Source organism: Tenacibaculum singaporense (assembly GCF_003867015.1).
Taxonomy (GTDB): Bacteria; Bacteroidota; Bacteroidia; order Flavobacteriales; family Flavobacteriaceae; genus Polaribacter; species Polaribacter singaporensis.
Genome location: NZ_CP032548.1, coordinates 534,532 through 559,958 on the forward strand (window position 1 = coordinate 534,532; position 25,427 = coordinate 559,958).

Genomic DNA, 25,427 nt, shown 5'->3' on the forward strand with positions numbered 1-25,427 from the left:
CAGAAACTACTATTTTAACGTAAATTTTATTAATTTCCTTCCAGTTTCATCGAAAGTTCAAACCAGCGTTCTTCTTTTTCCTCTAAACTTTCTATAATTTCTTGTAGCTCTAAAGATTTTTCATTGATATCATCCATCGCTATTTCTCCGTTGGTAAATTGCGCTTCTAATTTTGCTTTCTTTTTTTGCAACTTTTCAATATCTACTTCTAATTGACCAAACTCTCGTTTTTCGTTATAACTTAACTTCCCTTTCTGTGGTATTTTTTCTTGCTTTTCAGCTACTTTCTTCTCTTCCTTAGGTTCTGGTGGTAAAGAGCTTTCATATGCTCTGTAATCAGAGTAGTTTCCTGGAAAATTCTCTACTTCTCCATTTCCTTTAAAAACAAATAAACCGTCAACTATTTTATCCATAAAATAACGGTCGTGCGATACTACCATTAAGTTTCCGGGATAATCCAATAAGAAGCTTTCTAACACATTTAACGTTACTACATCTAAATCGTTGGTAGGCTCATCAAGAATTAAAAAGTTAGGGTTTTGAATTAACACCGCACATAAATACAAACGCTTTTGCTCTCCTCCACTTAACTTTTCAACAAAATCGTGTTGCTTTTTTCGGTCGAATAAAAAACGTTCTAATAATTGAGCTGCAGAAATTCTTCTTCCTTTAGTTAACGGAATTTCTTCTCCAAATTCTTTGATGACTTCTATTACTTTTTGCCCTTCTTTTATTTGAATTCCTTTTTGAGTGTAGTACCCAAACTTTACCGTTTCACCTACAATTACTTTTCCACCATCAACAGGAATTTTACCTGTTAACATATTTAAGAAAGAGGATTTTCCTGTTCCGTTTTTCCCAATAATTCCTATACGTTCTCCTCTTTTAAAAACGTAATCAAATCCATCTAAAATAACTTTATCTCCAAAGTTCTTTTTTAATTTATGAAGCTCTACAATTTTGCTTCCTAAACGCTCCATGTTAATTTCTAACTGAACTTCGTGTTCTTTTCTACGTTGATGTGCTTTCTTTTTTATTTCAAAAAAGTCGTCAATACGTGATTTAGATTTGGTTGTACGGGCTTTTGGTTGACGACGCATCCAATCTAATTCTTTTTTAAATAAGCTTTTAGCTTTACTTAAATTTGTGGCTTCTAAAGCCATTCGTTCTTCTTTATTTTGAAGATAGTACGAATAGTTTCCTTTGTATTTATATAGTTTTCCGTTGTCTAATTCAATAATCTCATTACACACACGTTCTAAAAAATAACGGTCGTGCGTAACCATAAACAACGTAATTTTTTCTTTCGCAAAAAAGGCTTCTAACCATTCAATCATTTCTAAATCTAAATGGTTTGTCGGCTCATCTAGTATTAATAAATCTGGTTTATTAATTAAAATAATTGCTAACGACAATCGCTTCTTTTGTCCTCCAGAAAGATTTCCTACTTTTTGTGATAAATCATCAAGTTTTAACTTGAATAAAATTTGTTTGTATTGTGTTTCGAAATCCCATGCATTATGCTGTTCCATTAGTTCAAATGCCTTTTGATATGCTTCTGCATCATCAGGATTTTGCAATGCTTTTTCATATTGCTGAATAATTGGAAGAATAGTGTTTTCTGTAGAAAAAATCGTTTCTTCAATGGTTAAATCTGGATTCAAGTCATCGTCTTGCGCCAAATAAGCAATATTAATTCCTTTTCTGCTTATAACTTGTCCTTCATCTGGTGTATCCTTTCCAGCAATAATGTTTAAAATAGAGGTTTTTCCGCTACCATTTTTAGCAACAAAGGCTATTTTTTGATCTTTATTAATTCCAAAAGAAATATCTTCAAACAAGACCTTTTCACCATACGATTTTGCTATATTTTCTACTGATAGGTAATTCATTCTCTATAATTTTATGCAAAGAAACAAAAAACCCGAGCAATTGCTCAGGTTTTATTATAATTAAAAGAAATGCTTTTATTTCTTCATTAACTTAATGGTTTCTGATTTTTTACCATCATTTGCTTCTAATAAATATATTCCCGTTTTTAAGTTAGAAACATTTACAGTACCATTAACTGTTTTACCTGTTAACACAACTCTACCAATGGTATTTGTTATTTTATAACTTACATTTTCGTTGCTTCCAAATTTTACAGTAACATTACTTACAGCTGGATTTGGATATGCTGTTAAGCTTGATTTTGCTTCTTTATCTAATGGTTCAGCAAACTCATCACTTGTACCTGAGACTGCTACTGAAGATGATGAATTAACAATATTCACTGTATAATCTTCTACCTCTCCATCTGCAAAAGTTTCACAAGCTGTTGATGCTCCGTTATATTTCATAGAAACACGCATTCTTGTTTGTCCTAATAACGCGTCTGCTGGAATAGAGATATTAGCTGATCTGTTTGCTGCTGTACTAGACGAACCTAAAGAAGTTTGTTCACTAGCCTCAAAAGTTCCATTACGGTTATAGTCAATCCAAACGGTAAAATACTCAGTGTATGAAGAACCACTAAATCCTGCACTTACAATAATTTGATTGGTTGTTCCTTGAGTAACTGTTGCTATTTTACTAGTAAAGTCACCATATCCTCCATTTGCAGAAGTTGTATTACTCATTCCTCCAAAAGAAACATAATCTATCCATTCATAAGTAACTCTATTTCCTTTTGAAGTACAATAAGTAACAACATTATCTAAAGTAGTAACATTTACTGTATTACTTGCTGAAGAAACATTTCCTGCAGCATCTTTTGCTTTTACTGAAAATGTATAAGCTGTATTAGCGGTTAATCCTGTTACATTGTAAGATGTTGTTGTAACAGTTGTTAACTTAGTTGCTCCTTGATATACATCGTATCCTGTAACACCTACATTATCTGTTGATGCTGTCCATGATAGGGTTAATGTAGTTTGTGCTACACTTGATGAAGCTAAACTACTAGGTGCTGTTGGTGCTTGAGTATCTGCTACAGCAGCTGTAATATTTACTGTGTAATCTTCTACTTCACCATAAGAAAATGATGCCTCACAAGCTGTTGGTGTTGCATTATACTTCATAACAATTCTCATTCTTGTAGCTCCATCTACTGCTGAACTAGGCACTGTAAATGATGTGCTCACTGGAGTATCTTTAGATTTAGCTTTTGTCCAAACCGTTTCTCCGGCATCAGAAAAATCTCCATCTTGGTTGTAATCAATCCAAACTCCGTATCCTTCGTCGTATTTTGTTCCTGTCCAGGTTGGTGTAATCGTAATAGTGTTTGATTTTCCTTTTTCTAAATCGGTAGAAATTCCAGTATGGTCAGAGTATCCATTTCCTCCTCCTGAAGAATTATCAATACTTCCTAACTGAACTCTTCCAATATACTCATCTGAAACGCTATTTCCTTTAGAGGTACAATACGTAATTGTTGCTGCTGTAGTAGTAGCATTTGCTGTATTACTCACTGCTGAAATATTTCCTGCAGCATCTTTTGCTTTTACAGTAAATGTATATGCTGTACTTGCTGTTAAACCTGTTACATTATATGTAGTTATTGTTGAGCTTCCTATTTTAGTTGCTCCTTGGTACACATCATACCCTGTAACACCTACGTTATCTGTTGATGCTGTCCAATTTAACGTTAAACTTGTTGCTGTTATAGAACTCGCAGCTAAATTAGTTGGAGCAGAAGGTGCTTCTGTATCGGCAGCTGCATTACTTGTAAATGAACCTGTAAACACTCCTCTACCGTAGGTAGATGCAATTACTTTGTTAGTAACATGATCTCCACTTACGTTCCAATAATCAAATGAAGTAACACTAACATCGCTCATTCCATTATACGCTTGATTCCAATTAGGGTTTGTATCATTAAAGTTAGATGTTGACCAAACTCCTAATTGTGTTGCTAAAATAGCTTCTGTTCTATCTAATGGATTTTGTAAAATATCTCTTACAGGAATATTTGGTAAGTTTCCTTCTTTACTCACCCAATTTGCTCCTCCATCTGAAGTAGCCCAAACACTCGTTACTCCATAGTTATGTATCGTTACGAAAATATCATTTTCTGTAGCTCCAAACCTTACTGAAGATACTGAACCAACAAAAGGTGTATTGATATTTGACCATGTAGCACTAGAATTTGTAACATTCGTTAACTTTAATAGTTTACCATTCGCTAATCCTACAAACCATGCATTATTTGTAAAAGGAGATGCTTGAAAAGCAGTTGGGCTTGCATCTAATAATGCGTTTGTAATATTTCCTTTTGAATTTGATGCTACATTAATACTCAAAATTGACTTCGCAGAACTTGTTGAAGCGTTTGATAATAGACGGTTTGCATCATTATCGTATCCCATAGGGTTTACAAAGTCTCCCGTATTTTGATCGCTTGATAATGTTGTTGCTCCTCCTTGTCGTCTACCTAATCCGTTCCAAGGTAAGCTAAACCTATATATTACATTATTTACATAGGTTGCAATCATATAGTCTCCATCTTTATCAACAAAGGTATAGAACCCATCACCATCACTTAATTCAGTTGAACTATTAATTCCTGCTACTGCATTTCTAAATGCTTGTGTTCCATTGTCTTGAGCACCCGCACTAAAAATTCCATTAACATCTCCTGCGCCATCAGGACCAATTCCTGCTTTTACAAACTGAGTTACATTATAGCCTTTGTTTCTTACACTAATTGTACTTCCTGCATTTCCTGAATAATAGATTCCTCCATCATTTCCGAATAATATTTTAGAAGAGTCATTATTTCCAAAGGCCATTGAATGTTGATCTGCATGAACATTTTGATGGCCAAAACCTCCATACCAATGTGATAATTGTGACCATGAAGAACCTCCGTTTGTTGTTTTAAATAAATCAATACCTCCAACATATACGATATTGTCATTTGTTGGATCTGCTTCAATTACTAAATCATAAAATGCTTGTCCACGACAAAAATCGTTTGCTGCAATTCCAGTATCAGCATCATTTGGTAATGATGTTGCACTTGCTGTTGAAAAAGCATTGGTTGTTTTATAAATATGAACAGGCGCTGTACTTGTTGTACCTTGTGTTAATGCGTAAATTTTATTTGCATCGGTAGCAGAAGGTTCAATTTCTACTCTATTAGATTCAGTTAATGGAGATGCAGCTGCTTCTGTCCAAGTACCTCCATTTGTAGAGCTAAACACTCTACCTCCGCCTTGACCTAAAGCAGAACCGATAGTTCCCATCCATAGTGTATTATTTGCACTTACTTCTAAATCATTAGCTATGTAATAATAGTCTCTTCCTCCAAAAGCATACTTCATGTTAGCAGATTCTATTCTGTTCCATGTAGCTCCATTATCTGTAGAACGGTACAACCCTGCAGACTGTAACCCTAACCAATTTCTAGGACTAGAAGAATCTCCATACACATGTGCTCCTACTGCAACAAATAATTCTGTTGAAGCTCCATTATCCCATGCTAATACATCGTTTACATAATGAATTCCTGATAAGAAAACATTACTTGCATTGTGATTAATAATTGCTTCTCCAGCTGCTGGTATATTAACTGCATTCCATGTTGTACCTCCATCGGTAGTTACATAAACACCATTTCCTACTACGTCACCTGCTGTATATTGTTCTCCTGTACCTACATACCATCTGTTAGAATTTCTTGGATCTACTGTGATAGACGTTACAGATAAGTTTCCTGGTACATTTTGTACTCTTGTCCATTGCGAGTTCGCATTACTAATATCAGTGTTTTTCCATAAACCTCCACTTACTCCACCTGCATATACAGTACTGTTTGTAGCGTCATTTGGATCAAATAAAACAACCCTTGTACGTCCCCCTACATTGTTAGGACCTCTTTCTGTCCATGAATTTCCATTGTCTCCTGGGTTTTTTTGTTGTGCTCGTTTTTTTAACAGATCTTCTCTCAATCCTGCTAGACTTCCATCTTCCATTTTTCCTGTAGCTGGATTCATGGTAAGTAATTGCATTTGATCGAAATACCTATTGGGTGGCAACCCTTTAAGTTTTCTTTCTTTTTTCCCCCATTTTAACGATTCATTTAAAGGACTTTCCTTTAAAAAAGTACTATGTACTTTACGTTGTTCGGCCAATTTATCAGCAACATCTTGCTTTTTAAGATAATCTGAACCAATAATTGAAATCGCTGCAACAGACAGCCCTCCAATCAGAAATTTAAACTTTTTGTTCATTTGAATCAATTTAAGTTGAATAATTAAGTTTTTATTTCCTAGTTCTTTTGCAATTCAACCTTTTCTTTATCTTTTATACCTTTTGAATAGACTCATTTTTAACCCTTTACAAACTAAATTTTAATAGTTTAGCCACCCCTAGCTAAGTCAAAGATTTTATTCTCATGGTATTTACAATTTAAAACAAGCAAAAGCCTGAGTAAAAACTCAGACTCTTGTCTTTCTTTAATGTTCTTAAAAAACTTACTTTTTAAACAATTTAGTTGTAAGTAGTTTTTGTCCGTCATTTACTTCTAAAATGTACATTCCTGTATTTAGTTTTGAAATGTCTAGATTAGAAGATTTTAAATGACCTTCTTTTACTACTTTACCAACAGTATTTATAACTTTATAACTTATTTTTTCTGCTTTTGAAGCAAGTTTAACTTGTACAAAATCTACTGCTGGATTAGGATATGCTAGTAAGTCTAAACTTTCTTCATTTCCTATTGCTTCTCCGCTAATATTTGCTGCAAAACCAGTTATTGCAGCTACTGAAGAACCAGAAGAAATATTAACAGTATAATCTTCTACTTCACCATAAGTAAATGTTTCACATGCTGTTTGAGCACTGTTATACTTCATAGAAACTCTAAGTCTTGTAGTTCCTGAAACATTTGATGGAATTGTAAAGTCTTCATAAAGGTCTCCAGCACTAGAAGAGGACCCACTTAAAACAACTTCAGTGTCTTCAAAAACACCATCTTTATCGTAGTCAATCCATGCTTTCCAGTACTCCGTATAAGAAGAACTACTAAATCCAGCACTTACATAAAGTCGATTAGACCCTGGAGCTACATTCATGATTAGGTTTGTATAGTCTTTATAACCTCCATCGTTTCCTGTAGTGTTATCAACTCCTCCCATAGAAACTCTGTCGATCCATTCGTAAGAAGAATTGTTTCCTTGAGAAGTACAATACTCTACTGCAGATACATCTTTGGTTGTAAAAGTGGCTGTATTACTTGATGTTGAAACATTTCCTGCAGCATCTTTAGCTTTTACTGTAAAGTTATATGTAGTATTTGCAGTCAGTCCTGTTAAGTTCATTGATGTACCACTAACAGTTCCTGCACTTGTAGTTCCATTAAATACTTCGTAACTAGCTACTCCAACATTATCTGTTGACGCTGTCCAACTTAATGTTGCTGTCGTTTCTTCAATATTAGATGCTGTTACTGAAGAAGGCGCTGTTGGTGCCTCTGTATCTGGTGTAGCATTTGTAATATTAACTGTATAATCTTCTACTTCACCATAAGAGAATGTTGCTTCACAAGCTGTTGGTGTAGCATTGTATTTTAATACAATTCTCATTCTAGTAGTTCCTTGAGTTGCTGAAGCTGGCACTGTAAATGATGTACTTACAGGAGTATCTTTCGATGCTGCTTTTGTCCAAACAGTTTCTCCAGCATCAGAAAAATCTCCATCTTGATTATAATCAATCCATACTCCATAACCTTCACTGTAAACAGTACCTGTCCATTTTGGGGTGATAGTTATTGTATTAGAATCACCAATAGATAAATCTGTTGAAATTGTAGTGAAATCAGAATATCCTCCACCTCCATCAGAAGTGTTATCTATGCTTCCTAATTGGACTCTTTCAATATATTCATCAGCAACACTATTTCCTTTTGAAGAACAATAATTAAGTGGTGGTGTACCTGTTGTCGTTACATTTAATGTTGCTGGTGTTCCTGTTCCACCTGCTGTACATTTAGCAGCTACAGATACAGTATATTCTGTTCCGCTTAATAACCCTGTAGCATTAAATGTTGTTCCTGCTACATTTGTTGTATTTCCTCCAATGGTTATATCATAAGAAGCTGCTCCTGAAACTGCCGTCCAAGTTACTGTAAATCCATTATCACCAATATTTGATGAATTTAAGTTTGTTGGTGCTGCTAAAGCACAAGTTTGTACAAATTCTTCTCCTACATTAACTGCATAAAAAGCATTTGTTGTAGAAATTACCTCTTGAGAGTTTGCTCCGTATAAATCGGTAGCTGCTTGAATTGCTGCTGTTCTTGCGTCAGCATATGTTGAATTAGCTGATAAGTAATTAGCTTCCGTACGATATGCTATTTTTGCAGCTTTTGCCATACCAATTCCAGTAACATTGTATGTATCAGACGCATCATTTGTTCCAGAACCTCCAACAGTTAATAAATAAAACCATTTATTTAAAACTCCTGAGTTTGTATGAACTCCACAGTAGTCATTAAATCTTGTAGGTGTTCCACAGTTAGGGTTCTTCCAATAAGTTCCCCCGTAAGTATCTGGTTGCCCTTGTGATTTTGGATCATTCATAGAACGTAAAGCAGCAGAACCACTACGTCTGTCTATTTCGTCTCCTATTAACCAAACTGAAAGATCTGGGTTTAAATCATTTCCATTTCCTTTTGCAAAATGTTCAACAGCTGCTCCCCAAATATCTGAAAAAGCTTCGTTTAAAGCTCCTGACTCTCTTTGATATGCTAAATTTGCTGTATAAGTACAAACGGCATGCCCTATTTCATGAGCAGCTACATCAATAGAAGTTAAAGCATCAAAGTTTCCGTTTCCTTCCTGCCCATTAGAAGAACCGTCTCCATAAGACATTACCGAACCATTCCAAAAGGCATTATCGTAGTTCGTATCAACATGTACATAACTTCTAATTTGAGCTCCACTGTTATCATAACTATTTCTGTTATGCTTTTGTAAAAAATACTCATAAGTCATCATTGCTCCCCAATGAGCATCTAATGCTGCATCATCTTTGTTAGCACTATGTTCAGCTGTGGTCCAATTATTATCATTATCAGTAAATTGATCGTAATTTGTAACATATGGATATGTAGAACCTGGTGCTTGGTTTTTTGCGTCTCTGGTGTAAATTTTTCTTCCAGAATCACTTAAAATGTAGTTACCTCCACTTAGTGACGTTTCAATAGTTCTTGTACCACTATAACGAGTTTGTGCAGTACCTGATACAAACGCTGCTGTTATAGCTTCTGTAGCTTTTTTACTTTTTTTAGCATGTTCGGTAAGTTCACCTACATGACCAAATTCATCTAAATGCTTAATAATAGCATTGTAAAATAATGCTTCTCCTGTGTGAGCATCTATATATAAATAACCTCTGCTAAGTGGTTTTGTAGCAAAGATGTCAAATTTATAAGCTAGTCTTGGTTCTTTTTTTCCAATTACCTCTCTAGGAAGAATTAATAACTCACCTTCAGGCTTTTTATAATTATCCATTTCTTTGGCAGCCTCAGGAAATTCCCATAAATACTTTTCTGCTCCTGTGTGTGATAAAGCTTTTTGGAATGCTTGAGCTTTTGAAAGTTTTGGAATTACTTTTACTTTTCCTACATCATAAAACTCTCCATTCATACTCATTAAAGCACCATTTTTTGCATGCGCTGTATAAGTGGCAAACTCTACTTTTACTCCTTTAAATTTTTGTTGAAATTTTTCATGTGTAAAACCTAATTCATCTCTGTTTGATTTAATTTTTTGTAAGCCATCATTTTTAAATAGCTTTAATTTTTGTCTAATTAAATCTGGTGCTTTTTGTAAAGACACCTTTGAAGATTTGTTGAACTTAACGTGTTTTAACTCTCTATTTTCTTGGGCGTTTATGGTGTAAACTCCTGCGAATAGAAAAGCAGATAAAAACACAGTTCTTGCATAATTGTGTTTCATTTTTGAAGGGTTTAGTTAATTGATTTAATTAAAAAGCCTGAGTTATTTCTCAGGCTTTTGTAAGATTTATTTTTTAAATACCTTAGTAGTTAGTAGTTTTTGACCATCATTAACTTCTAAAATATACATACCTGTATTTAGTTTAGAAACATCAATGCTCGAAGAATTTAAGCGACCTGCTTTCATTACTCTACCAATTGTATTTACAATTTTATAAGTCATATTATCAGCTCTAGAGGCTAATTTTACTTGTATAAAGTCTACTGCTGGATTAGGGTATGCCATTAAATCTAAGGTGTTTTCATTACCCAGTCTTTCTCCATTTACACTAGCTGAAGATTCTTGTCTTGTACTAGAAACAATATTTACTGTATAGTCTTCTACTTCTCCATAAGTAAATGTTTCACAAGGTGTTTGAGCAGAATTATATTTCATAGAAACACGCATTCTTGTTGCTCCTAAAGTTGCTCCCGAAGGAACATCAACTGTAGCTGTTAAGTTATTAGCACTTGATGAAGATCCTGTTACAACTTTTTCACTGCTCTCAAATGTTCCATTTTGATTAAAATCAATCCAAACAGCCCAATATTCTGTATATGAAGAACTACTAAATCCTGCACTAATTGTCATTTGGTTTGAACTTCCTAAGGCTAAAGTTGCAGTTTTTGAAGTAAAATCAGCATATCCTCCATTATCTCCAGTTGCATTCGTCATTCCTCCTAATTCAACATTGTCAATCCATTCATACGAAGAGTTATTTCCTTTTGAATCACAGTATGATACAGAGTTTGATAAAGTTGTTACGTTTATTGCACTACTAGAAGCCGAAACATTTCCTGCAGCATCTTTTGCTCTTACTGAGAAAGTATAAGCTGTAGCTGCTGTTAATCCTGTTACATTCATTGTAGTTCCTGTTACAGACCCAATATTTGTTGTTCCTTGGTAAACATCATAACCAGTTACTCCAACATTATCAGTAGATGCTGACCAATTTAACGTTAATGAAGTTTGCGTTACACTTGATGCTGCCAAATTTGTTGGCACAGTTGGCGCAGTTGTATCTGGTGCTCCTGCTCCAATTACTACTGTATAATCTTCTACTTCACCATAAGAAAATGAAGCTTCACATGCTGTTGGCGTTGCATTATATTTTAAAACTATACGCATTCTTGTCGCTCCATCCGTAGCTGAAGCTGGTACTGTAAAAGATGTACTAACTGGCGTATCTTTTGATGCCGCTTTTGTCCAAACTGTTTCTCCTGAATCAGAAAAATCTCCATCTTGATTATAATCAATCCAAACACCATATCCTTCGTTATATATTGTTCCTGTCCAGGTTGGTGTAATGGTAATAGTATGAGAAGTTCCTTTTGCTAAATTTGTTGAAATTCCTGTATGATCTGAATAACCATTTCCTCCTCCCGAACTATTATCAATAGTTCCTAATTGTACTCTTCCAATATACTCATCAGAAACACTATTTCCTTTTGAAGAACAATAAGAAATTGTTACTTCAGAAGTTGTAAAAGTTGAAGAGGCGCTGTATGCTGAATTTGATCCGTCTGAACATTTACTACGTACTTGTACTTCGTATTGAGTAGAAGCTGATAATCCGCTTAAAGATGTTGAAGTTCCAGAAACCGCATTAGTTGTCCATGATGAAGTTCCTGTTTGACGATATCTCACATCGTATGTAGCTCCTGAAACTGCTGTCCAAGATACTGATGCACCTGAAGAAGTAATACTAGAAACAGTTACTCCTGTTGGTACTGTTGCTGTACACGAAGTAGAACCTCCTGTTTTATCAGATAACGCTAAACTTCTACGTACTCCTCCAGTTTCTAAAACAGCACGCATTCTGTTTTTTTGTCCAAGTGTATATAAATTCATACAAGAGTCATCTGAATAATCCATATAATTTTCAACCATATCTTCTGAACCACAAGATGTGTGTCCTGTTGAGCATCCATAATTTGCAGCGTCAGACTCTGGAGTATCAGAAACAAAATCATCAACACCACAGCCTCCATCACCCCAAATATGTCTTAGGTTTAAAAAGTGACCTACTTCATGCGTAGTTGTTCTTCCTTTGTCAAAAGGAGCTGATAAGTAAAAACCTGATCCTTTATCTGAACTACCAAAATATTGTGGACTCATTACAACTCCATCAGTAGCAGCACTACCTCCCGGAAACTGCGCATATCCTAAGATTCCGCCACCAATATTACATACCCACATATTAAGGTACTCAGAGGTATCCCATGGATCTACTCCTCCTTGTGAAGATTTTTTCATCGCATCACTAGTTCCCCATGAAGTTTTAGATGATGATTTTCTTGTAATACCAGTTGTTGGATTACCATCTGGATCTACTTGAGCTAAATAAAATTCTATTTCTGTATCCGCTGCTTGTGACCATTTGTTTGTCTTATCTGAATTAGTTCTTCTAAAGTCTTCATTTAAAACATCCATTTGTGACTGAATCTGTGCTACACTAATGTTTTCTTGTGAGTTACTATAAATAACGTGTACAACTACTGGAATTTGAATAATATTTCCTACTATTTTTCCTTGGTAGTTCTTCTTTTCTGCAATTCTTTTTTGAGTAAAAGACTCTATTTCTTGCATTTTATTTTTTAAAGAAGGATTGAGGGATTGCCTGTACTCTAGGTTTTCCATTGAGTGACAGTTTCTTTTTTCTTGGGCATACGAAGCACCAACAAAAAATAAGCACAGAAGTGCTAGGGTAATTTTGTTTTTCATTTTTGAAGGGTTTTTTAAAGTTTATTTAAGAACATTTTTTCTACCTAGAAAAAACGCTCTTAATTTTTTGTTAAAACATTAGCAAATATATATTTTTTTTACTAAAAACCTATAAAAACGAAAAATAAATTCACTATAACATACTAATAACCAGCAAAAAGCCTTAGAAGAATCTCTAAGGCTTTTACTTTTTTATGCTTTACTTTTTAAGTTTATTTCTTCAAAAGTTTAGTTTTTAATAGCTTTTGACCGTCATTAACTTCAAGAATATATAATCCTGTTTTTAATTTTGAAACATTAATATTTGTAGCATCTAAAACTCCTGATTTAACTACTCTTCCTCTTGTGTCTACAATTCTAAATGTAGTATCTTCTGCTAAAGAACTTAATTTAACATTTACAAAATCAATAGTAGGGTTTGGATATACCTCTAAGTTTTGAGTTGTTTCATTTCCTAATCTTTCTGCGTCTACAATATTATCTTCTCTTGCACTCGAAACAATGTTTACCGTATAATCCTCAACTTCACCATAACTAAATGTTTCACAAGCTGTTTGAGCAGCATCAAACTTCATTGAAACACGCATTCTTGTTGATCCTAATGTAGCTCCTGAAGGTACATTAACTGTTGATGTTAAGTTATTCGCACTTGATGAAGGTCCAGTTACAACTTTTTCACTACTTTCAAATGTTCCGTTTTGGTTAAAATCAATCCAAACTGACCAGTGTTCTGTATATGATGAACTCTTAAAGCCTGCGCTAACAATCATTTGATTTGAGCTTCCTCTTGCTAAAGTTGCTACTTTTGAAGTAAAATTAGCATACCCTCCATTATCTCCAGTTGCATTCTTCATTCCTCCTAACTCAACATTATCAATCCACTCATAAGATGAATTGCTTCCTTTAGAAGCACAATAAGATACTGAATTAGATAGTGTCGTTACATTTACTGTATTACTTGATGCTGAAACATTCCCTGCTGCATCCTTAGCTTTTACTGAAAACGTATATACTGTTCCTGCTGTTAATCCTGTTACATTTGTTGTAGTTCCTGTTACTGAACCCATTTTAGAAGCTCCTTGATATACATCATACCCTGTAACACCAACATTGTCAGTTGAAGCTGTCCAGCTTAATGTTAAAGAAGTTTGTGCTACACTAGCTGCTGTTAAGTTTACTGGTGCGGTTGGTGCTTGAGTATCTGCCTGTGTAGTACCAACTACCACTGTATAATCTTCTACCTCTCCATCAAAACTTGTCCCACAAGATGTAGGATCTGAATTATATTTTCCTGAAATTCTCATTCTTGTACTTCCTAATTTCGCATTTGCAGGAACAACAATCGCTTTTGTAGGTAAAGCCCCATTAGAAACATTACTAATATTACCTAAATCATACGCTTCTCCACTATCTGTAAAATCTCCATCTTGGTTCCAGTCAATCCAAGCAAAAACATCAATTCTATAGTTTCCATCTGTATTTACTGATACCGTAAGATTTGTTGATGAAGATTGAGAAACGGTCGTACTTAAATTTGTAAAGTTTTCATATCCCTTATCTTTTGCTGTACCATCTGCATTATTTATAGTACCAAAAACCACTTTTGTTATTCCTGTTTCATAGGTAGTGTTTCCACTTGAAGTACAATATGAAATGGTTACTGATGGTGTTGTAAAGTTTACAGAAGCACTATAGTTTGAGTTTGTTGAAGAACATTTACTACGTACTTGTACTTCATATGAAGTAGAAGCTGATAATCCACTTAAAGTTACAGAATTCGAAGAAGAGGCAACTGTTGTCCATGAAGAACTCGTTGTTGCTTTATATCTTACATCATATGTTGCTCCTGAAATAGTTGTCCAAGAAACTGTAGCTCCTGTAGCAGTAACTGAAGATGTATTTACACCTGTTGGCACTGTGACATTACAAACTGCTGGCGCATCTGCCTTATTAGATAGTGCTAATGAACGTCTTGCTCCTCCTGCTTCTAAAACAGCACGCATTCTGTTTTTTTGACCTAAAGTAAATAAGTTCATACATGCATCATCTGAGTAATCCATATAATTTTGAACCATATCTTCTGTACCACAAGAAACATGTCCTGTTTTACAACCATAATTCGCAGCATCTGATTCTGGAGTATCTGCTACAAAATCATCAACACCACAACCACCGTCACCCCAAATATGACGTAAATTAAAAAAGTGACCTATTTCATGTGTGGTAGTTCTACCAAGGTTAAACGAAGGATTAAGCGTTCCTGTAGAACCAAAAGCATCATGAATCATTACCAAACCATCAGTAGAAGCATCTCCTCCTGGAAACTGTGCAAAACCTAAAATAGTTCTATCTCCTACAGGACTTGTATTAGTCATTTTTGGAACAATCCACATATTCAAGTATTCAGTGGTATCCCATGGGTCAACTCCTCCCGATGCAGAACTTTTCATTGCGTTATACGCTTTATATTTTGTTCCCCAATCTGAGCTGCTTACTTGTTTTCTAGTAATTGCTGTAGTTGAGTTACCACTAGGGTCAATTTTAGCCATAGCGAACTCTATTTGAGTATCAGCTGCCTGTGCCCATTTATTTGTTTTATCCGTATTTTGTCTACGAAAATCCTTATTTAATACATCAATTTGTGAAAGAATTTGAGCATCACTAATGTTGTTTGTCGAATTTGTGTATAAAACGTGTACTACTACAGGTATGGTAATAATCTCACCCTCTATTTTTCCTTGACGGTTTTCTAAATCTTGAATTTTACTCAGAGTAAATTTTTCGATTTGATCCATACGGTTCTGAAGATTAGGATCTTTAGATTTTCTATACTCTAAATCTTCCATTACTCCACAAGTTCTTTTTACTTGCGTCTGATTTTGTTGAGAAAAGGCAGTAACTACCATAAACAAGCACACAAGTGCAAGGGTAATTTTTCGTTTCATTTTGAAGGGTTTTTAATTAATTTTTTTAGTTTTTTTGCTTTCTTTCAATTAAAAGCGGGAGCAAATATATATTTTTATTAAGAAATCCATAATAAAAATTAAAAAACAATATATTTTTAACAATTATAAATGTTTTTATATAAGAAAAAAACACCTACTTAAACTGAATTATCTATTTCTTTTTACATTACTCAATACATAACTAATCTATTTATTAACAGTTAGTTAAATTCTTGATTAGTTTTTAAGAATAAAATGAAAATATTAATTGTACTTTTATTAAAATTTATGATTAATGCTAGAAGTTAAAAACTTAGAAATTTCCTTTAAAAACTCTCAGCCTGTTGTTCAACAGGTTTCTTTTAGTGTTGAAAAAAATAAAACACTAGGAATCGTAGGAGAAAGTGGTAGCGGAAAATCAATAAGTTCTTTAGCTATTTTAGGATTACTTCCTAAAACTGCTACAATAAAAGGTAAGCTACTTTTTAACCAACAATCTTTGTTAGATTTTAATGAACTAGATTTTCAAAAAATACGTGGTAACCAAATAGCCATGATTTTTCAAGAACCGATGATTTCTTTAAATCCAACTCTAACTTGTGGTATTCAAGTTGCTGAAATTTTACAACAACACACACAACTATCACATAATGAAATAAAAGAAGAAGTTATTTCCTTATTCTCAAAGGTAAAACTTCCCAGACCTGAAGCTATTTACGATTCGTATCCTCATCAAATAAGTGGTGGACAAAAACAGCGTGTAATGATTGCCATGGCTATTGCATGTAAACCTCAACTTTTAATTGCTGATGAACCTACCACAGCATTGGATGTAACAGTACAAAAAGAAATTATTTTACTATTAAAAGAACTACAACAAGAGTTTGAAATGGGAATTATTTTTATTTCACACGATTTAGCATTGGTTTCTGAAATTGCAGATTCTGTTGTGGTAATGCATAAGGGAAAAATAGTAGAAAAGGGAAGTGCTAATCATGTTTTTCTACACCCAAAAGAAAATTATACAAAAGCTTTAATCAACTCAAAACCAAATACAGAAAAACGATTAAAAACCCTACCTACGGTTAAAGATTTTATTAACGAAACTATAGACTCTACAGTGTATACGGATGAAGAACGCACTGCTTTCCATCAAAAAATATATAATCGACATCCTTTATTAGAAATAATGAATTTACATAAAGATTTTATCAGCAATGCTTCATGGTTTTCAAAACCAACTGTTGTAAAAGCGGTAAATGATGTTTCTTTTAAAATTTATGAAGGTGAAACTTTAGGACTAGTAGGAGAGAGCGGTTGTGGAAAAACCACTTTAAGCAGAACTATTTTACAACTAGAAAAAGCCACTTCGGGAAGCATTCTGTATAACGGAACAGATATTACCAAACTCTCGAGAAAAGACTTTAAAAAACTTCGAAAAGAAATTCAGATTATATTTCAAGACCCATTTTCTTCACTGAATCCCAGAGTTACAGTTGGTAATGCTATTTTAGAACCTATGAAAGTTCATAACATTTTAAATTCTAATAAAGAACGAAAAGAATATGTGTGCAATTTATTAGAAAAAGTAGGTTTAGAGGCAACTCATTTTAATCGTTACCCACATGAATTTTCTGGCGGTCAACGTCAACGTATAGGAGTTGCTCGTGCCATAGCTTTACAGCCAAAACTAATTATTTGTGATGAATCTGTTTCTGCTCTGGACGTGTCTGTACAAGCTCAAGTGTTAAACTTATTGAATCAATTAAAATCAGAATTTAATTTTACTTACATATTCATTTCTCATGATTTATCTGTCGTAAAATATATGGCCGATCAATTAGTTGTAATGAACAAGGGTAGGATTGAAGAAATAGCTGATGCTGACGAAATTTACCAACATCCAAAGACAAAATACACCCAAACATTAATAGAAGCTATACCAAAAGGACTATAACTTTTTTCACTGCGTTATTAATGGTATATTGCACCGTTAAAAACGAAAAGAAAGAATATGAAGATTATAGTACCAATGGCAGGAATTGGGTCTCGTTTAAGACCTCATACATTAACAACTCCTAAGCCATTAACAGTTATTGCTGGTAAATCAATTGTACAACGATTAGTGGAAGATATCACTTCTGTTGTAGATCAACCTATCGAGGAAATTGCTTTTATAATTGGACCTGCTGCTAAAGGGTTTCCTGCAGACACAAAAGATAAATTAATAAAAATAGCCGAAAACTTAGGTGCAAAGGGTTCTGTATACGTGCAAGAAGAAGCATTAGGAACTGCTCACGCTATTTATTGTGCTAAAGAATCATTAGGTGGTTCTTGCGTAGTAGCTTTTGCTGATACGTTATTTAAGGCTGATTTTACATTAGATGCTAACGCTGACGGAGCTATTTGGGTGAAGCAAGTGGAAGATCCAAGCGCTTTTGGTGTAGTAAAATTAAAAGACGGATTTATTACTGATTTTGTTGAAAAACCAAAAGAGTTTGTCTCAGATTTAGCCATTATTGGTATTTATTATTTTAAAGATGCTGATAAATTATTAGAAGAGATAAAATATTTAATTGATAACGATATCAGACCTTCTGGTGAATATCAATTAACAGAAGCTCTAGAAGCTTTAAAAGTAAAAGGAGCCAAGTTTATTCCTGGAAAAGTAAATACTTGGATGGATTGCGGTAAAAAAGACCCAACAGTAGATACCAACAAACAAGTTTTAGGTTTTGAACAAGCAGACGGCAACAATTTAGTATCTGAAGACGTTGTATTAGAGAACGCTGAAATTATTCAACCTTGTTATGTTGGAAAAAATGTAGTGTTGAAAAACACTAAAATAGGCCCTTTTGTTTCAATTGGTGAAAACAGTGTTGTTGAAAACTCAACAATTACTAACTCTTTAATTCAAACAAATGCTCATATTTCGAATGCCAATTTAGATAATGCTATGGTTGGTAACCATGCAAAATACAATGCTAATTATACATCGGTAAGTATAGGTGATTATACAGAGCTTACATAAAACCTCAATAGTAAAGAGAAGAGAGAAGAGAGAAAAAAACTTTTTTTCTAAAGTAATATTGTCTTTTTTCTTTCTTTTCTTTTCTCACTTTCTAAACGCTCAAGATAGCATACCAGCATCAGTTAACATTGCTGAAAAAAACAATATTGAATTTCAACAATATTTTTTTAGAGCACTTTCAGACAAAGCTATTTTTAATTACCAAAAAGCTATACAAAATTTAGAAAAGTGTAACAGAATACTTCCAAACAACAAAACTGTTTTATTTGAGCTTTCTAAAAACTATGAAAAGTTAGGTAGAAACCCTGAAGCTCTATCTTACATTGATTTAGCTTTAGAATTGGAACCTAATAATGTTTGGATGCTTGAACACAAAGTTTTTATTTTAAGAAAGTTAGCCAATTTTGATGATGCTATAATTGCGCAACAAAAAATAGCTGCAACAAACCCAAAGAAAAAACAGTTACTTGTTTTTTTACATCTCCAAAACAAAGATGTTACCTCTGCTAAAAAAGTATTGGCAGAGTTAAAAGAAGCTAAATTATTAAATGCCAGACTTCGTTCTATTGAAAGAAAAATAAATACTCGAAAAACAACTGAAGAGCAACCAACAAAAGTCACTGAAAACCTTGATCCTAAATCACTTTTTGAAAAAGAAAAATCTTATAATAATTTAAAAATGTTACTAGATAAGTTGGCTGCAGACAATGATACTGACCTGTTAAAATATAGTGAACAAGGTTTAGCTCTTTTTCCTGCGCAACCTTTTGTATATTTAATGAACGGAAAAGCGTTTAATAACAATAAAGATTATAAAAAAGCATTAGAAACCTTACAGAACGGCATTGATTTTGTTATTGACAATAATGAAATAGAAGCTAAATTTTACTTAGAAATATCTAAAGCTTACCAAGGATTGAATGATGTCAAAAAAGCCAATTCCTATAAAAACAAAGCTGAAAAGATTTTAAAATAGGTTTCGTTAGTATAAAATTTATGAAATACACCACTTTATTACTTATATTATTTTTAGGTTTAACTTCATGTAAATCTACCAAAAACGTTACTGGTGATGTCGCTATTAAAGAATTATCAGCACGCAAAGTAGCAAAAAAGCATATTGCTACAAATTTTGACAAAAAAACGGTAGATGCTCGTTTAAAAGTTAATTACAAAAACAATAAAGAAAGTTTAGGTTTTTCAGTAAGAATGAAGATTAAAAAAGACGAAGTTATTTGGTTAAAAGGAACCAAAATCATCTCTATTTTTAAAGCTAAAATCACTCCTACAAAAGTTCAGTTTTACTCTCCTTATGAAAAAAGCTATTTTGATGGAGATTTTATGATGCTAAAAAAATTATTAGGAACCGATATTAATTTTAAACAGTTACAAAGCATGTTATTAGGAGAGGCGTTGATGGATGTAAAATCTGAACGTCAAGAAGTTCAAATTCAAGAAAAATCATATCAATTATCTCCTAAAAAACAACCTACTTTATTCGACTTGTTTTTCTATGTAAACCCTAAACACTTTAAACTAAACAAGCAATTAATAGTAAACTCGTTAAAAGATCAACGTTTAGACATTAGTTATCCAAAATATCATAAAAAAAACACTACTTTTTTTCCTGAAAAAATTAACATAAGAGCTAAAGAAAAAAATAAGTTTACTATTATTGATATTACAACTCGTTCAGTAGAATATGACACTAAATTAAATGTAAGTTTTAATATTCCTAACGGATATAAAGAAATTCAATTATAATTATGAAGTACCCTGTTTTTTACATCTCTTTTTTATGCCTGTTTTTTGTAGGAATTTCTTCTTTTGCTCAAAGTAGGAAAGAGCTTGAAAATAGGCGAAAGAAACTTAAAAATGAAATAGAGCAGGTTAATAATCTTTTATTCAAAACAAAGAAAAAAAAGAGCAGTGCTTTAGATGATTTAAAAGATTTAAACCAAAAAATTGGTGTTAGAGAACGCTTAATAGAAACTATTGAATTAGAAACTAAGTTACTTTCAAAAGAAATTAAGTCTAACGAACAACAATTAAAAAAATACAACGACGAACTAGCTGAGTTAAAAAATGACTACCGAGACATGGTAGTTAAATCTTATAAAAGTAAATCGCAACAGAGTAAAACCATGTTTTTATTATCTTCTGAAAGCTTTTACCAAGCCTATAAGCGCTTAAAGTACATGCAACAGTACAAAGATTACAGAAAAAAACAAGGAGAAGAAATTATCGTAAAAGCGAAAGAGGTAAAGCAATTAAACGATTCACTAACTGCTCAAAAAAAATCAAAAGAAGCGTTACTTTCTGACGAGAAAAGTCAGAAAAAAGAAATTGAAGACGATAAGAAAAACCAAGAAAAACTCATCTCTAAAATTAAAAAAGAAGAAAAAAAATATAAAAGCGATTTACAGAAAAAGCAACGAGAAGAAAAAAGAATTGCTGCAAGAATTGATAAGTTAATTAGAGATGCTATTGCTAAAGCAAACAAAGGCAAAAAAACTACAAAAGGTAAAACCAAAAGCTCTGGTTTTATTTTAAATGCCGAAGAAAAAGCTTTACTTGCTAATTTTGAACAAAATAGAGGTAATTTACCTTGGCCTGTTAAAGGTGTTATTACACGAAAATTTGGAGTACAACCACACCCAACATTTCCCGGAATTAGTATAAATAGTCACGGGTTATATATTGCTACCAAAGCAAATACTGATGTAAAAAGTATTTTTAACGGAAAAGTGCTAGTTATTCAATTACATTCTGATGGTCGAAAATCTGTATTAGTACAACACGGTAACTATATTTCTGCATACAATAAACTAAAAGAAGTGTATGTGAAAAAAGGAGATATAGTAAAAACTGGCGATAAATTAGGAAAGGTATTTACCAATAAAGTTACTGGTAAAACACAGCTTAGTTTTATGCTATACAAAAACAGAAATCGATTGAATCCTGCACAGTGGATTCGCTCATAATACCATTAAAAATAGTTATAAATTTTATTTTTAAATTGTAATCAAATTTAAACGTGTGAAAAACGCATCAAACTTTATTATTGTAACCGTAGCAATTATTGCAACATTGGTTATTGGAAAAGGAATTTTAATTCCATTTGTTTTTGCACTTATTTTTTGGTTTTTAACACGTGAAATTCGCAAAACCATCTACAAAATTCCTTTTGCCAAACGCTTTATTCCTTTTTGGCTAAGCAATGTATTTGTTTTTACATTTATCATCTTAGGGTTTGGCTTTGTTTCGGAAATAATTACCAACAGTATTTCAAACCTAACCACTTCATACTCTAAATATGAACCGAATGTTGATGCTATTATAAAACGTTTAGATGCTTATTTTCATATCGACATTATCAAGTCGCTACAATCAGTTATTGGAGATTTTGATTATGGCTCTGTTTTAGGCGATATAGCGAACGGAATTAGTAGTTTGCTAGGAAATACCTTTATGATTATTATTTACGCCTTATTTATCTTCTTAGAGGAAAGTAATTTTAAAAAGAAGTTACAGAAGATGTTTATGAGCACTCAAAATAATCCTAAAAGCTTTCAAGTTATCTTAAAAAAGATTGAAGACTCAATTTCAAATTATTTACGACTAAAAACCTATGTAAGCTTATTAACCGGTATACTTAGTTATTTTGTATTGCTGTTAGTAGGTGTAGATGGAGCTCCGTTTTGGGCATTTCTTATCTTTTTATTGAATTATATACCTACTATAGGGTCGCTAATAGCAACTGCTTTTCCAGCCATATTTTGTTTAATTCAGTTTGGAGAGTTTCCTCCTTTTTTAGTCATATTATTTGCTGTAGGTAGTATTCAGGTAGTAGTTGGTAATGTTGTAGAACCTAGAGTTTTTGGAAAGTCGCTAAATTTAAGTCCGCTAGTTACCATACTTTCTTTAGCTGTTTGGGGAGAAATTTGGGGAATTACTGGAATGATACTTTCAGTACCTATCACGGTAATTATGATTATTATCTTTTCACAATTTGATAAAACAAAAAACATTGCCATTCTCTTATCTGAAAGTGGCAATGTAGATGAAATATAAACTGTTTTAATCCATAAAAATAGATTTCAACTCTATTGCTTCCTTAGGGTCCATTTTCCCTGCTAAAACCAAACTTAATTGCTTTCTACGCAATGCTGCTTCGTAACGTTGTTTTTCTAATTCGGTTTCTGGTTCAATTTGAGGAATTGGTACTGGTTTTCCTGTTTCATCAACAGCAACAAACGTGTAAATTCCTTCATTTACCTTCGTTTTTTCACCAGATTGACGGTCTTCAATCCAAACATCTACATAAATTTCCATTGATGATTTAAAAGCACGTGAAACCTTTGCTTCTAAAGTTACCACACTCCCTACAGGTACCGATTTGGTAAAGGCTACGTGGTTTACAGAGGCTGTTACTACAATTCTTCTCGAATGACGGCGTGCAGCAATACTACAAGCTCTATCCATACGAGCTAATAACTCTCCTCCAAAAAGATTATCTAAATAATTTGTTTCTCCTGGTAAAACTAAATCGGTAAGTACAGTTAACGATTCTCTTGGTGATTTTGCTCTCATCAATTAAATTTTGATGCAAAGATACAGCAACAAAAAAATCTACCTAAAATAAATGCAGTTTATTTAGCCAATAACCAAGCGTCTTCGCTAACAGATTCTTTAATAATTTCTAAGGCTTTTCTAGCTTCTTCTTTAGTTACATAACTTGCAAAAGCTACTTGAGTTAAACCTAAGCCATTCTTTCCAACAATAGAAGCATCATACCCTTTATCTTGTAACTCTGCTAATTTGTTTTCAGCATTGTGCTCTTCTTGAAAAGCTCCTGCAATGATATGAAAGTTTCTATCTTCTTTACTAACATTTAAGTTAATAGTAGGTAACGGATTTTCAATTACAAAAGTTGCTGATTGAATCTTCTTCTCAACAGCTTCTTCTTGGTTTGCTAATACTTGTTGTTGATTTTGAACACCATTCCAACCCACATAAGCAATTCCTACAAAAACCGCTGCAGCTGCAGTTCTTTTTAAATACAACGGAATTGTTTTTCTGCTTTCTTTAGTAGTGGCAGGTAATGACTTAATTGCTACTTCTTTGACTCTTTCTACAGAAGGTGTTGAAACCTCAGCTAATCCAAAAGATTCTTTTAAAAAGTTACTTGATGGATTTGGTTCAAAAATAATTTGTTTTGCTTCGTTTAATGACAAGCTTCCTACAGAAGCAACAGTAACAGTTGTTGTTGCTAACTTTTCATTCCATTGTGCAACTTCCTCTGCAATAAAAGCAATAGCTTCTTCAAAAGAAATATTTTTACTTGAAGCTATATAGTTTGCCAATAAACCGTCATTATGCTGTAAATATGCATTAAACGTTAGTTGTTTTTTTGGCGGATAAAAAGTGTGAGTAGTTGTATTTACTCTAGCACCAATTTTATTGGTTACAAATCCTCCAAAATTAGGAACAATTACGCAATCGTATCTATATAATAAATCGTTAATGTAGTTGGCTAATGTCATAATAACAAATATAGCTTTTTAGTGCATTACTTTCAAGTATTCTTGTAATTTTTATTAACAGTTTTTTGTATATTGATACTCAAATTATTGCTATCATGAATACAGAAAAATTACTTGCTATTTTACGTTTACAAGCAACTAAAAACATAGGTGATATTTTGGCAAAAAGGCTAATTACCTCTGTAGGAAGTGTTGAACAAGTATTTTTAGAGAAGAAAAATGTACTCCATAAAATTAACGGAATAGGAACTCATGTAACTCAATATCTTTTTGATGAAAGTAACCTGAAAAGAGCAGAGGAGGAGCTGTATTATATTCAACAAAACAACACTACTTTTTCTTATTTTTTAGATGACAATTATCCGCAACAGCTAAAACATTGTATTGATGCTCCAATCTTACTTTTTAAAGACGGCAACCTCAACTTAAACAATGATAAAATTATTTCGATTGTAGGAACTCGGAAAATGAGTTCGTACGGACGCGATTTCTGCAATCAACTTATTAAAGACTTAAAAGAATACAATCCTATAATTGTAAGTGGTTTTGCTTATGGAGTAGATATTTGCGCACACAAAGCTGCAATAAAAAACAACCTGCAAACTATTGCTGTCTTAGCACACGGATTGGATGAAATATACCCAAAAACACATAAAAAATATATTCATCAAGTAAATGAGAATGGTGGTTTTATTACCGAGTTTTGGCACCATGAGCAACCTATGAGAGAAAATTTTTTAAAACGAAATCGTATTGTAGCTGGGCTATCTAAAGCAACCATTATTATTGAATCTGCTAAAAAAGGAGGGTCGTTAGTTACTGCTGATATTGCCAATTCGTACAATCGTGATGTGTTTGCGCTACCGGGTAGAGCAACCGATATATATAGCAAAGGTTGTAACAACCTCATTAAAAACAATCAAGCACATTTATTAACCTCTGCTGAAGATATTGTAAAAATGCTTAATTGGGATTTACAGAAAACTGCCATACCTAAGCAAGAAAAGTTATTTGTTGATTTGAATGAAACCGAACAAAAAATACACGATTACTTAGAGCAAAATGGTAAACAATTGTTAGATGTTATTGCGTTAGATTGTAATCTTCCTACTTATCAACTATCCTCTGTTTTGGTTCAAATGGAATTAAAAGGGGTTATAAAACCTTTACCCGGAAAAATGTTTGAAGTTTAGTACCT

Annotated in this window: 14 protein-coding genes; 7 read left to right on the plus strand and 7 right to left on the minus strand. The window is 33.1% G+C overall.

Annotated features, from left to right (window positions below; genetic code table 11):
- Positions 1-29: 29 nt before the first annotated feature.
- The 5 genes from D6T69_RS02445 to D6T69_RS02465 all read right to left on the minus strand — a co-directional run bounded on the left by D6T69_RS02445 (position 30) and on the right by D6T69_RS02465 (position 15,652).
- Complete coding sequence (locus D6T69_RS02445; RefSeq protein ID WP_125066291.1) at positions 30-1,892, minus strand: ABC-F family ATP-binding cassette domain-containing protein; 1,863 nt, start codon at positions 1,890-1,892, stop codon at positions 30-32.
- A 75-nt stretch (positions 1,893-1,967) separates the two neighbouring features.
- Positions 1,968-6,215, minus strand: coding sequence for a GEVED domain-containing protein (locus D6T69_RS02450; RefSeq protein WP_240628353.1), 4,248 nt, complete (start codon positions 6,213-6,215; stop codon positions 1,968-1,970).
- A 243-nt stretch (positions 6,216-6,458) separates the two neighbouring features.
- Positions 6,459-9,944 carry a M4 family metallopeptidase gene (locus tag D6T69_RS02455; RefSeq protein ID WP_125066292.1) on the minus strand — a complete coding sequence of 1,162 codons (3,486 nt, stop codon included), beginning with the start codon at positions 9,942-9,944 and terminating at the stop codon, positions 6,459-6,461.
- 66 nt (positions 9,945-10,010) lie between these two features.
- Complete coding sequence (locus D6T69_RS02460; RefSeq protein WP_125066293.1) at positions 10,011-12,707, minus strand: GEVED domain-containing protein; 2,697 nt, start codon at positions 12,705-12,707, stop codon at positions 10,011-10,013.
- A 212-nt stretch (positions 12,708-12,919) separates the two neighbouring features.
- Positions 12,920-15,652 (minus strand): GEVED domain-containing protein, encoded by a 2,733-nt coding sequence (locus D6T69_RS02465; RefSeq protein ID WP_125066294.1) that lies wholly within the window; start codon positions 15,650-15,652, stop codon positions 12,920-12,922.
- Between the two features lie 295 nt (positions 15,653-15,947).
- On the opposite strand from D6T69_RS02465, the gene D6T69_RS02470 reads away from it, so the two are divergent.
- The 6 genes from D6T69_RS02470 to D6T69_RS02495 are packed head-to-tail and all read left to right on the plus strand — an operon-like array spanning position 15,948 to position 22,757.
- Positions 15,948-17,609, plus strand: a complete 1,662-nt coding sequence (locus tag D6T69_RS02470) for an ABC transporter ATP-binding protein (protein WP_125066295.1) — start codon at positions 15,948-15,950, stop codon at positions 17,607-17,609.
- Positions 17,610-17,666: 57 nt separating this feature from the next.
- Positions 17,667-18,683 (plus strand): sugar nucleotidyltransferase, encoded by a 1,017-nt coding sequence (locus D6T69_RS02475; protein WP_125066296.1) that lies wholly within the window; start codon positions 17,667-17,669, stop codon positions 18,681-18,683.
- 58 nt (positions 18,684-18,741) lie between these two features.
- Positions 18,742-19,659 carry a tetratricopeptide repeat protein gene (locus tag D6T69_RS02480; protein WP_164506674.1) on the plus strand — a complete coding sequence of 306 codons (918 nt, stop codon included), beginning with the start codon at positions 18,742-18,744 and terminating at the stop codon, positions 19,657-19,659.
- A 20-nt stretch (positions 19,660-19,679) separates the two neighbouring features.
- Positions 19,680-20,447 (plus strand): DUF4292 domain-containing protein, encoded by a 768-nt coding sequence (locus D6T69_RS02485; RefSeq protein ID WP_125066298.1) that lies wholly within the window; start codon positions 19,680-19,682, stop codon positions 20,445-20,447.
- Between the two features lie 2 nt (positions 20,448-20,449).
- Complete coding sequence (locus D6T69_RS02490) at positions 20,450-21,667, plus strand: murein hydrolase activator EnvC family protein (protein WP_206197831.1); 1,218 nt, start codon at positions 20,450-20,452, stop codon at positions 21,665-21,667.
- A 55-nt stretch (positions 21,668-21,722) separates the two neighbouring features.
- On the plus strand, positions 21,723-22,757 hold the full coding sequence (locus D6T69_RS02495) for an AI-2E family transporter (RefSeq protein WP_164506675.1): 1,035 nt from the start codon (positions 21,723-21,725) through the stop codon (positions 22,755-22,757).
- Positions 22,758-22,763: 6 nt separating this feature from the next.
- Here D6T69_RS02495 and D6T69_RS02500 read toward each other — a convergent pair whose 3' ends face one another.
- Both D6T69_RS02500 and D6T69_RS02505 read right to left on the minus strand, forming a co-directional pair.
- Entirely contained in the window at positions 22,764-23,276 is a 513-nt protein-coding gene (locus D6T69_RS02500) for an acyl-CoA thioesterase (RefSeq protein ID WP_125066300.1), read from the minus strand.
- A 59-nt stretch (positions 23,277-23,335) separates the two neighbouring features.
- Positions 23,336-24,229 (minus strand): HU domain-containing protein, encoded by an 894-nt coding sequence (locus D6T69_RS02505; RefSeq protein WP_125066301.1) that lies wholly within the window; start codon positions 24,227-24,229, stop codon positions 23,336-23,338.
- Positions 24,230-24,324: 95 nt separating this feature from the next.
- Between D6T69_RS02505 and dprA the strand changes: the two genes are divergently transcribed.
- On the plus strand, positions 24,325-25,422 hold the full coding sequence (gene dprA / locus D6T69_RS02510) for a DNA-processing protein DprA (protein ID WP_125066302.1): 1,098 nt from the start codon (positions 24,325-24,327) through the stop codon (positions 25,420-25,422).
- Positions 25,423-25,427: the final 5 nt, after the last annotated feature.